3 protein-coding genes are annotated in these 3,280 nt (G+C 42.8%); 1 reads left to right on the top strand and 2 read right to left on the bottom strand.

Features of this window, described 5'->3' with window-relative positions:
- Positions 1-116: 116 nt before the first annotated feature.
- Positions 117-869: a DUF1853 family protein gene (locus CAG60_RS01550; RefSeq protein ID WP_161438118.1), complete on the bottom strand. Its 753-nt coding sequence runs from the start codon at positions 867-869 to the stop codon at positions 117-119.
- 93 nt (positions 870-962) lie between these two features.
- Here CAG60_RS01550 and CAG60_RS01545 point away from each other — a divergent pair, with 93 nt between their 5' ends.
- Complete coding sequence (locus CAG60_RS01545; RefSeq protein ID WP_161438117.1) at positions 963-1,721, top strand: Nif3-like dinuclear metal center hexameric protein; 759 nt, start codon at positions 963-965, stop codon at positions 1,719-1,721.
- Positions 1,722-1,808: 87 nt separating this feature from the next.
- Here the strand turns inward: CAG60_RS01545 and CAG60_RS01540 are convergent, their stop codons facing one another.
- Positions 1,809-3,098 carry a citrate synthase gene (locus CAG60_RS01540; RefSeq protein ID WP_115152656.1) on the bottom strand — a complete coding sequence of 430 codons (1,290 nt, stop codon included), beginning with the start codon at positions 3,096-3,098 and terminating at the stop codon, positions 1,809-1,811.
- Between the last annotated feature and the right edge of the window lie 182 nt (positions 3,099-3,280).

Genomic DNA, 3,280 nt, shown 5'->3' with positions numbered 1-3,280 from the left:
AGCATGAAGCGCAAGAGATTGTTAATCAAGTCTTTAAAAATGCGGGATTATAATTAATCACATCTCGAATTTAGCTTAAGACAGGCCATGAATTAACGTTCATGGCCTGTTTTTTATTATGTGGTAGCAGGCCAGTCATTGGGCATAATAAACCAAAATAATCCCGATTGACTTTGGCAATGAACAAAACCTAAGTCTTCACCTTGGTAGCGTGGACTCTGTTTATCGCGGCCCGTTAACCATTGTGGTTTTTCTAATAGATATAAAGGCTCGTCAATCAATGACTGTTGATGTTGATAACACCAATGACCCTGAATTTGTGAAGGGTTGAGTGGGTGGCCTAAACATTCGTTAGGTACGGGTTCTGGTTGAAAAGGGTTAGTATAAAGACGACCTTGCATGAGCAAATGGGGCTTCGCATTAGCCCATAACGGATAATGTTTACAAAACGCTTCGTTGCTTGAAAGGGGAAGTTGATGGTTGAGCATATGATTTAACTTGAGATCAAGTCTATCTTCTGCATTGGGCCCATACCAATTCCCTTGATGAAGAAGGTAGAATTTAACGGCCACTTCCCAATGTTCGTATTGCTCTGTTTTACGGTTTTTGGCAATAAAATCAATCGAACCTAACGTTGTACCTTGTTGATTTAGCTGAATCTCTTCTGAAACGGCGTTATAGCGAGGCGTGGCAGTGAAGAGTTGTTGACATAAAAATTGATAAATAAAGCCCAGTCGCTGATTACCTTGATAAGTTGGCCACTGCTGATAAGACGGTTGAATGAAAGGAACTTTAGAGACTATTGGCTCTGACCCTTGAAAGAGTGGAGGAGTGGTTACCACCCATTGCATAAGCTGTTTTATATCCATTGTGAGCACCATCTACGGTTACCATTCCGTTTTCGACATTCTAGCCTGAAATTGTTATAAACACGTCATAACAATAGTGTAATGGAACGAAATATGAACAACTTACAGTTAGAAGCGTTGTTAAATGAGATCTTGTCTCCACAATTAGTGAAAGATTACTGTCCTAACGGCTTGCAAGTGGAAGGTAAAGCCGAGATAAAAAAAATCATTACTGGAGTGACGGCGTCGAAAGCGCTCATTGAACAAGCCATTGAGCATCAAGCTGATGCTTTACTTGTCCATCATGGTTATTTTTGGAAAGGCGAGCCAGAAGCGATTCGTGGTATGAAAGGGCAGCGACTACGACAGCTGATTAAACATGACATTAATTTGTTTGCCTATCATTTACCGCTGGATATTCATCCGCAATTGGGTAATAACGCTCAGCTCGCTCAGTTACTTGGGATTGAAGTGGAGGGCGGGCTAGAAGGGCATGCACAATCTGTCGCCATGTACGGTTGTCTCAATCGCCATTACTCTGGTGATGAGTTTGCCCAGCATCTGCAAACTGTACTTCACCGTCAGCCATTGCATATTGCCCCAGAGCAAACGGATAAACCGATTAAAAAGATCGCTTGGTGTACGGGGGGCGGGCAAGACTATATCGAACTGGCTGCTCAGCAAGGAATGGATGCGTTCATCTCGGGTGAGATTTCTGAACGAACTACTTATGCGGCACGAGAATTAAATATTCATTATTTTGCTGCAGGCCATCATGCTACCGAGCGTTATGGTGTTAAAGCATTAGGTGAGTGGTTGAGCAAAGCGCATGGCCTTTCTGTTGAGTTTATCGATATTGATAATCCGGTATAAATAAAAAAAGCGAGAGTCGATCTCGCTTTTTATTGTGTTACTGATTAACTAGGCAAGAACGATAGGCTAGCCTAGTTGGTGCCTCACTTATTGGCGTTCATGTAATGGCACAAACTCACGAAGTTTTTGACCTGTATAAAGCTGACGAGGACGGCCTATCTTGTTGTTGACGTCTGAATGCATTTCATTCCAGTGTGCGATCCAGCCAATGGTGCGTGACATGGCAAAGATAACGGTAAACATGGAGACTGGAATACCGATGGCTTTGAGAATAATCCCAGAATAGAAATCAACGTTCGGGTAGAGTTTCTTCTCAACAAAGTAGGGGTCAGAGAGCGCAATACGCTCAAGCTCCATCGCTACATCAAGTAGCGGATCACTAATATTGAGTTCTTTAAGAACATCATGACACGCTTCGCGCATCACCGTTGCACGTGGATCGTAGTTTTTGTACACCCGATGACCAAAGCCCATTAAGCGGAACGGATCATCTTTATCTTTTGCTCGGGCGACGTACTCAGGAATTTTATCGACGGAGCCAATTTCCTCTAGCATGCGTAAGCAAGCTTCGTTGGCTCCGCCATGGGCTGGACCCCACAGTGATGCGATACCTGCGGCAATACAGGCAAAGGGGTTGGCACCTGAAGAACCGGCTAAACGAACGGTTGATGTTGATGCGTTTTGCTCATGATCTGCATGCAAAGTGAAGATTTTATCCATAGCACGAGCGACGACAGGATTGACTTCATATTCTTCACACGGATTAGCAAACATCATGTGCAGGAAGTTTTCTGCGTAGGTTAAGTCGTTACGTGGATAGATAAATGGCTGACCAATCGAGTATTTGTAACACATTGCAGCCAAGGTTGGCATTTTTGATAATAAACGATAAGCAGCAATTTCTCGGTGTGTATCGTTATTGATATCCAGTGAATCGTGATAGAAAGCCGCTAACGCACCTACCACCCCACACATCACCGCCATTGGGTGTGCATCGCGGCGGAAACCATGGAAGAAGCTAGCAATTTGCTCGTGAACCATGGTATGGCGAGTAACGATTTTCTTAAACTCTTCGTATTGTTCACGGTTAGGGGCTTCACCATAAAGAAGGATGTAACAGACTTCTAAATAATCAGCATTATTGGCTAACTGTTCGATAGAAAAGCCGCGATGTAACAAAATGCCTTTGTCACCATCGATATAAGTGATTTGAGATTCACAAGATGCAGTGGCAAGAAAACCCGGGTCAAAAGTAAAGTAGCCATTTGAACCTAATTGACGAACGTCGATTACTTGAGGACCTATTGTCCCATCCATAATCGGCAGCTCAATGGGCGCTTTACCTTCAATGTGAAGGGTCGCTTTCTTATCTGCCATAGACAATCTCCTTTGTTTATTATTTAATCCGTCCAGGATGTTTGTGTGTCATTCTTGTACGTCCGATCGTTATTAAAGTCAATTTTTCTCCTCCGATGTGTGCACTTACTTTGATTTTTTATACATATAAAGTTAAAAATCTGTTCTGTGTAGCAAAATTTGTTACATCATTTGTTGTATAA

The organism is Vibrio sp. V33_P6A3T137 (assembly GCF_009904835.1).
GTDB lineage: Bacteria > Pseudomonadota > Gammaproteobacteria > Enterobacterales > Vibrionaceae > Vibrio > Vibrio metschnikovii.
Note: the sequence above shows the minus strand (reverse complement) of the source record. Positions and strands in the feature narration are given on the sequence as shown.

Coding starts and splice junctions, on each gene's coding strand:
- CAG60_RS01540 (WP_115152656.1), bottom strand. CDS start 3,098: ATGGCAGATAAGAAAGCGACCCTTCACATTGAAGGTAAAGCGCCCATT.
- CAG60_RS01550 (WP_161438118.1), bottom strand. CDS start 869: ATGGATATAAAACAGCTTATGCAATGGGTGGTAACCACTCCTCCACTC.
- CAG60_RS01545 (WP_161438117.1), top strand. CDS start 963: ATGAACAACTTACAGTTAGAAGCGTTGTTAAATGAGATCTTGTCTCCA.